Raw genomic sequence first — 1,630 nt, forward strand, 5'->3', positions numbered from 1 at the left:
TGGAAAGTAATAAAATAATACCAGTACTAATAAACTACCAGTCCTGGTATTAGGTCCAACTTTATGGGGTCACCACATTAGCCGGTGGTTATGATTATTTTTCTTTTGTATTTTCATACCCACTCATATATAATTGATTTAAAGAGTTACATAATTAAAAATTATAATTTATAAGGAGGTTTTTTATGAAGAAGAAATTTATTTTGGGAGCGTCCATACTGGCTCTTGCTATACCAACTTTTGTTTTTGCAAATTCTGATATTAGGCTTTGGGTCAAGGGCAAAATTGTAAATTCTGATGTGGCGCCCTATATTTCTGAGAGCAGAACTATGGTACCTATAAGGGTTATTTCAGAAAATTTGGGAAAGGTTGTTACTTGGAATAATGATGATAAAAAGGTAATCATTAAGGATGAAAAGGGCAATGAGTTTTCACTTGTTATTAATGAAAAATTTATGGAAGACCTTTCCAGCAATGTATATAGAAGGATAGAGCTTGATGCGCCAGCTGTAATTAAAGATGACAGGACCTTTGTGCCTATAAGGGCAATTGCCGAAGCCTTTGGCGAAAGGGTTGATTGGGATAATGACAAGAGAGTGGTTGTAATTGGCGATAATTATGAGTCTAACAAGCTTAAGGATGAAAAGACAAAGGACCTTCAAGAAAAGAAGGAAGTCTTGGACCCACTTGGTCTCGACTACCTTTACAATAAGGACATGGCAGGCAAGACTGATGAAGAAAAAGTTAATTATGAAAGGACTATGAGAGCACAAGAATCCAAGGTCTTTAAGGGCTATAAGAATGGAGATGTTGAGGGTTGTCTTGCTTGGCTTTCTTTCGCCAAGGCTGGAGGATTTTTTGGACCTGAATTAAACAAAAATCCATTTTTAAATCCCAACAATGATGGTCTTGGAATAGGCTTGACTAAAAGGGGAGAAGCCATGTCAGGTTACGAAAAAACGGAGGGAGAAGACTACTACAAGAGAGACTGCATGGGTCTTGCCTCTGGTCCATCTATGGCAGGACTTGAGCACTTTGATTATTATATAAATTACGATGGAACTTTTAGCTATTTCAGACTTCCCCTTCACTACCACGACACTCCAGAGAGAATGATAGAGCAAATAAAGGAAGAAATTGCAAATGCAAAAAAGATTAAGTTCATCAAGGCCAACAAGAAGGATATGGAAAAGCTATTAAAGACTCTTGATGTATATTACGATCAGGCTTACAAAAAATTTTAAATTTTAAGGACTAGCTTAGGCTAGTCTTTTTTGTTTTGATATTTATAAAGAAATACAAATTATAGGCAATTAGAAAGCTTATCGAATGTTTGTCCCAGAAGCCAGACCTATAATATTTTATTTTTAAAAATTCTAAAATAAGAACAAGGAGGCTTAAGAGATAAAAATATTTTCTCTTACATAAATTTGATTTTTCTAACTTGTAGCCATATAAAAATTCTAACATCACATAAGCTATGGACTTTATAATAAAGGAAAAATTCATATTATCACCAAAATTATTGTAACAAGTTCTTGTAAAATGAGCGTAAAAAAAGGCTCTATAATATCTGTTGGGGAGTAAATCTCTAACAGATATTTTTATATAAAAAAATTGCACTTATACG

1 protein-coding gene is annotated in these 1,630 nt (G+C 34.0%); it reads left to right on the top strand.

The annotated features are described in order from the left end of the window. Positions 1–185: 185 nt before the first annotated feature. Positions 186–1,244, top strand: coding sequence for a copper amine oxidase N-terminal domain-containing protein (locus WMO19_RS09660; RefSeq protein ID WP_349171660.1), 1,059 nt, complete (start codon positions 186–188; stop codon positions 1,242–1,244). The last annotated feature ends 386 nt before the right edge of the window (positions 1,245–1,630 follow it).

The organism is Peptoniphilus hominis (ex Hitch et al. 2025) (assembly GCF_040096015.1).
In the GTDB taxonomy this organism is placed as follows: domain Bacteria; phylum Bacillota; class Clostridia; order Tissierellales; family Peptoniphilaceae; genus Peptoniphilus_A; species Peptoniphilus_A hominis.

What these genes read in the sequence shown, in the direction of transcription:
- WMO19_RS09660 (WP_349171660.1), top strand. Translation starts at nt 186, where the DNA reads ATGAAGAAGAAATTTATTTTGGGAGCGTCCATACTGGCTCTTGCTATA.